5 protein-coding genes are annotated in these 6,230 nt (G+C 32.1%); all 5 read right to left on the bottom strand.

Translation table 11 applies throughout. The annotated features are described in order from the left end of the window. Positions 1-67: 67 nt before the first annotated feature. Positions 68-1,246 (bottom strand): ABC transporter ATP-binding protein, encoded by a 1,179-nt coding sequence (locus tag Q0E86_RS10955; RefSeq protein ID WP_295757142.1) that lies wholly within the window; start codon positions 1,244-1,246, stop codon positions 68-70. Positions 1,247-1,357: 111 nt separating this feature from the next. Beyond that, positions 1,358-2,641 (bottom strand): hypothetical protein, encoded by a 1,284-nt coding sequence (locus tag Q0E86_RS10950; protein WP_295757139.1) that lies wholly within the window; start codon positions 2,639-2,641, stop codon positions 1,358-1,360. Next, entirely contained in the window at positions 2,642-3,715 is a 1,074-nt protein-coding gene (locus Q0E86_RS10945; RefSeq protein WP_295754092.1) for a hypothetical protein, read from the bottom strand. Continuing rightward, positions 3,712-4,587 carry an ABC transporter ATP-binding protein gene (locus Q0E86_RS10940; RefSeq protein WP_270485668.1) on the bottom strand — a complete coding sequence of 292 codons (876 nt, stop codon included), beginning with the start codon at positions 4,585-4,587 and terminating at the stop codon, positions 3,712-3,714. The genes Q0E86_RS10945 and Q0E86_RS10940 overlap by 4 nt, the downstream gene beginning before the upstream one ends. 368 nt (positions 4,588-4,955) lie before the next feature. After that, positions 4,956-6,230: hypothetical protein (locus Q0E86_RS10935; RefSeq protein WP_295757137.1), on the bottom strand; the 1,275-nt coding region annotated here is incomplete at its 5' end.

Below are 6,230 nucleotides of genomic sequence, written 5' to 3'. Positions count from 1 at the left end.
AACCGTTTTGGGGTATATGCCGCCCCTTAAATTCTTGGAGAGCAAATTCACCTAACCCCATCCAAATTTATTGCGCCCAAATTAATTTAATAAACGTAGTCTTACCCGCACCGTTTTCTCCAACCACTGCAATCTTTTCCTTACTCTTCATAAGGCAATTAATATCCTTTAAGGCCCACTTATCACTACCTGGATATTTAAATCCAACATTCTTAAACTCTAACGATTCAAAATGAGAAGGCATATTACGGTTGATCTTGCCATCATATATGTCCATAGGCAAATTCATAAATTTCTCAACAGCTTCAAAATAATAACTATATTGATTTATATCATTCACACTATCGATCACTTCATCCATAGAAGTTGTAAATGTCGCAATGGCATTAATATATAACGTAAAATTAGCGATGGATATAAACCCTTTTGATACCATAAAAACCATATACACATAGGAAACAATTCTTTGAAAAAAATCCATAAGATGCATAAAGAAATCGGATTTATCCATAATATACATCTGATTTTTATAAAACTTCCAAAGCTTATGTAAACAACCTTTTAAAAAATCCATCAATACATATTGACCTTGATTCATTCGAATTTCCTTGCCATACTTTACATCCGAAAACACATTCATAAAATAAGACAATTCTCTTTCCTTCGGATTTTTCTCCATTTCCAATTTGGCATAGGCCTTCTTAAATCGCATCTGCGCTTTACTATTTAGAAATGCTAGGCACAAAAACACAAGCAACACTGCTTTATTCAATGAAGCTATGATCCAAATCACTGTTCCGAAAATCATCACTTTACTAATGATTTCCATCGCTCGATCTAATACAAAACTAAATCCTTGTCCATTCGCATATAAAAATTTTTCCGCATTCTGTTTCAAATTTAAAAACTCTGGATCTTCCAAACACGCATAATCCACTTTAGAAAGTTTTGTATTTAATTCCACCTGAAACTTTTCTAAAATAATACATCGCTTATAGAAAGCCGTATTCTTCAAAAAATCGCTTAAAAACTTCATTAAGAAAATCACAATTGAAAAGATAATGATATATGTAAGTAAATATGAAATTCGATTTTTCCCCATTAGTTCATCCAACAAAACCTTTGGAAAAAACATAATCAATAAAGGTGGGATCGTATTCGTTATTTGATACAAAATCAAACAAACCAAATAGCTCTTTTGTACATTCCACGCATACTTCCAAAGAAATGTTAAGCTTTTAAACATACGTATCACCTTCTTTATAAGAGATTCTAACACAAATGTAATTATTTTCAATCATTAATGTATGTTTTTACATTAATAATCTATATTTTCATATTGTTTCATCCCGATATATTAAACATGCACTTTCTTAGCACACCACTTCAAAACTAAGTACAAAATCACACTATATAGTCCAATAATTACAATTCCCGCAAAATATCCAAAATAACTAGTACCTAATAGATTCATCCCAAAATCTCTATATGACATTGGATTGAATGTATTGATCTTCTGCATGTTTCCTAATGGCGATGCAAAAGAACAAAGACCCAAGACAACTAAAAATACAAGCAAAGATAAGTATTTGTTTTTCATAAGTTTAGATAATACAGTTATGAATAGGACATAAAACGTTGTAGACAGCACAAGTCCAAATGCTACAAATAGTGTACATTGCCACAATGGCATCAATTCCATTCCTGGTGTTGTAAACTGATTGACACTCATATTCGTTAGTCCACTTGCCACAAGCTCAATATGATCCAATCCTTGTGTATCCCAATAATGAAAACCAGTAAATCCTGGCTTATAATATAAAACCGGATAGATCAGATTCGATACACCTTTAAAAGGTACAAGAACTATCATATAAACTAAAATAGGCAAGAAAACAACCAACAGAACAAAAAGCACGTCAGAAATTAAATTCCATCTTACATATTTTTTCTTTACTCCAGAAATAGTTAGAATTGTTTTTTCTGTCTTTGCTCGTCTTTCTTTTTGTTGAAACAATAGAAGTCCAACCAGCAAAGGTAAAACTACAGGCAATATATATCGAGCTATCTGTAGTGAAACACTGGATGCATCCACATATGAATATGTTATTGGAGTAAGATCATGTTTTAGCAAGTAGTCAAAGTAACGAGCCTGCTGCATTGAACAAAAATATAAATTAATATCATTTGATTTTTGTACAATTAATTTCTCGTATTGCGACAAATCAGGTAATCCATATTCCTTCCTTAATTCTTCTAGAACATCTGCATGTTCAAAATAGGAATCATTAGGCATGTTCGAAGTCACCATATACCACTGTGCTTCTAACACACTCACCTTTACTTTATATTCACAATATGACTTCCAATTTTTTTCTTTTCCATCCTGCTCACCCTTATCAATGGTCTGACGTATCAAATTTACTTCATCCATGAATTCTTGGTAAAGTTTGGGATCATTCTTTTGTGAAACACTTGCTATACTAATGCCTAGTGATGTTTGATATGGACTTTCCGTAAATGATTTTGTATTCAAAATAAACAACAAAGCAATCTCACAAATGATGAATAGTACAATTAGAATCAGATTTTCTTTCCTTTTTAAATTAGATTTGATATTGAAAAGCACATAAGTCCACATTTATCTCACCAGCTCTCTTTTTTTAAAACATTGTAATGAAATCAAACTACAAGACAGAAAATACACCAAGCTTATAATAGCAGCCAGGACAACCTGCTTATGGATAATCAGGTTCACAAAATCAATATGTAAAAACGGAATATACACAAAGAATCTAGAATAGCCTGTTACATTTCCTAGGACAAAGAAAAGTGCGTATAGAATTAGATTTACAGCTACAATAAATCCATTATTTAAACTGAATGTAAATAACAATGCAGATATACCTACCACAAATACACTTTCTATAACTAATAGAATAATACTTTTTGCAACAATCTCTTTCACTGTATACATCTGATTAAAGTAAAAGTATGGATAATCACAATTTCCAATTCCAAAAATCAATCCAGAAAGAACGATAATCAAAAACATCACTATTATCAAAAAAACAGCTGCAACCAATGAAAACTTCATCTTATTCAACAGTATTTTTTGCTTTGAAATTCTTGAAACATATAAGTTTTTATAAAACCCACTTTCCATTTCCAAACCGAATATATCGCATAATAATATGCATAGGATCAACATGACAACTAAATACAGTTTTTGATTAAACAGTTCATTGAATATATTAAAAGTATTAGGTTCATATGGACTATTCAACATTTCAATATGATTCTTCTTTAGATATTTCAACTGCTTTGTTTCATTCTGCAAAGTTTGAACATCTCTTTTCTCAAAATCATTGATGATATACCCCTCATTATTTGCCTGCAGCATCAAATGATTCCAGCTCAATTTTGATTCTATAAATTCATCTGTTTTATTTTCACTGTTGTAGTAAAAGTGGATCAGACCACTCGCATTGCGATACACCTTTTTCCAAAATTCAGACTCTTCTTCACTTCCTGCTTCATCCATTCTGTTTTCAGAAATTCGATAGGCCTTTTGGTAGATTTTGATTTGAGATTCATTATAGTGTTTATCCATATAAACGTTGTAACCTATAAAACAAACGAGAAAGAATACTAGAAATCCAAATACACCGACATTTCGTTTATTAAAGATAAACTTTTTAAGTTCGTACATCATAATGATGCCTCTTGAATAAACTCGTTGTATACATCTTCTAATGTTTTGTGTATTTGAGTAATATTCTTCACTTGAACCCCTTGCTTTTCCAAATTCGAAAGTACTTCCATAACAGAATTCACTTCCAATTTATAGGTATTTCCTGTTTGTTCTATGATTTGCAAGTCTGATTGATCTGGTATTTTTCTATCCGTTTCTAATACATATACATTTTCTTTTTCTTCCATGGAAATCTCTTTGATTTTCCCAAAATGGATACCTATGATTCGATCTGCCATCTTTTCAATTTCACCTAACTGATGACTTGAAATTAGTAAAGCTACATTCTTTTCCTTGGCCAAGCGTATCAATTCTTCACGTAAGCCTTGAATCCCCGTAGCATCCAGTCCATTCATTGGTTCATCTAGTAATAATACTTTAGGTTCTTTCATTAAAGCCACAGCTAAACCTGTTCTTTGTTTCATGCCCATGGAATATTGGGATACTGCCTTAGTTTTCAGCTGAGAACCAATCTGAGTAAACTCCATCATTTCATGCAGTTTTTCTTTTGAAGCATGATTTAAAGTGGCCATTAATTCCAGATTTTCTTTACCTGTCATATTTTCAAATAATCCAGGACCTTCAATCATGCATGATACATATGATAATGCTTTTTCCCTTTGTTTAACTACATCTTCTCCGCATATAGAAATAGTTCCTTCATCCATATTTATCAAATTACACATACATTTCATTAGTGTGCTTTTTCCTGCACCATTTTGTCCAACAAAGCCAACTATTTCACCAGGTTTCATACTAAAAGAAACATGATTTAATACAATTTTATCTTTGAAACTCTTAACTACATTTTTCACCTCAACTACATTTTTCATCTTTCTCATCCAACTTTCTTTTTAGTAGCAGCACATCATACACGACAAAGTAACTAGTAACTATGTATATTTATAGATTAACTGAAATTATTTTACATAGCAATGTAAACGTGTATTTTTTACTGTAACTCTTTACATATTATATATCACCTGTAGTTTATTTATTCACTGACTACTCCTCACCGCAAGCAGTGAGGGTTCTTAACTGACAACATTATGCAGAAATCGTACATTATTTTCAAACTTTGGATTCCTGTCTTTCTGTTGGAGCAGTGAACTCTACAATCAAGCACTACATTTAGCACATTAACGATTGTTTTCTGTATCTCTACATGGAAGCATAGTCAATCTCCCAATTTAACATGTATTTAATTTACTCTTATTCCACTGTTCATGACTTTGATCTGATTCATCTGGATATATTCTATCGTTTCATTTTGATTTTTATACTGTTTCTCAAATTCATGAATACACTTGTTCTTATCGATTTTGTTTGTATTTAGATCGATGCAATACAAAAGAAAAGACGAATATAGATCTCTTTGTACCATTGTTCCATCACTTAGTTTATACATTCTTTGTGACAACGATTTTTTGATATATGTATCACTCGTATGATCATACTGGCTTGCCTTATAGTCATTTGGTACTTCAACATAGATTCTGAACTTTCTTTTAGCTTGACTCTGAAAATAGCCTGGACATCTATTTTTTATAGATCTTCCAAATCTTTTCTTTCGCTTTCCAGTTTTTGCACGCTTCTGCAGTTTCTTGGCATTCTTTGGCTCTGTCACAAAAACATCCCCTAAACTTCTTAATTCATTCACATCTTCATTGATAGCTAAATGTCGATTGGTCGCATTGATTCTGCATAGCTCTGTATGTTTCGTTCTCAATTTCTTATAGCGATTCGAGTATGTCCACTTCTTCTTTCCTTTTTTGATAGTTCCATCCTCATTATAGTTGTCTGGATTCGTTGCTCTACGGCTTCTGTCCATTGCACGATAGATTAGTCTTTCTTTTCGTTCATTGACTTCAATCGAACTTCCTCTTTCTGCAAGATTCTTTAACCCCGCTTTCGATTCTGTTGTATACGCAATTGTCTGTGTTCCAATATCACATCCAACAATGCCTTTTCCTTTGTTGTGTTTAAAATTGCCAAAACGATCTTGCTTTGGTTTAGATAAACCTTCGATTGTGATATGTACATAGACTCTTAACTTACCACGAATCTTTTTACATACAAGACTCACGTAACAAGGTCTGTATGTTGAAACACAGATATCAGTTTCCTTATATGTATTTGCCGCTATAGAATCCATTAATTCTGTATTCTTCAAATAATACAATACAGCATCCACTTCCTCTTGTTCATAGCGGTCTTTGATATTTACACCAAATCTGATGTTTCTTAATTTAAATATCAAATCTTGTTCTGTATGCTTTAAAACAATTCCACATTTTGTTTGTTTAGCACGAATACATGGAAGATCTCCACGCTTTTTAAAATGAATCGTTTCTCCATCCGAATAAAGACATTTTTCGATTCCATGAAAAACATCCTCAGCTTTCGTTAGTGCAAATACGGCATCGATTCCATATTTCTTTCCAATGGGAATCATTGAAGTTCTGCAGTAATCCCA

It is taken from the genome of uncultured Holdemanella sp. (assembly GCF_934754935.1).
Classification (GTDB): Bacteria; Bacillota_I; Bacilli_A; order Erysipelotrichales; family Erysipelotrichaceae; genus Holdemanella.
The sequence above is the reverse complement of the archived record's forward strand: the minus strand, read 5'-3'. Positions and strand labels throughout refer to the sequence as shown.

Coding starts and splice junctions, on each gene's coding strand:
- Q0E86_RS10955 (WP_295757142.1), bottom strand. CDS start 1,246: ATGTTTAAAAGCTTAACATTTCTTTGGAAGTATGCGTGGAATGTACAA.
- Q0E86_RS10950 (WP_295757139.1), bottom strand. CDS start 2,641: ATGTGGACTTATGTGCTTTTCAATATCAAATCTAATTTAAAAAGGAAA.
- Q0E86_RS10945 (WP_295754092.1), bottom strand. CDS start 3,715: ATGATGTACGAACTTAAAAAGTTTATCTTTAATAAACGAAATGTCGGT.
- Q0E86_RS10940 (WP_270485668.1), bottom strand. CDS start 4,587: ATGAAAAATGTAGTTGAGGTGAAAAATGTAGTTAAGAGTTTCAAAGAT.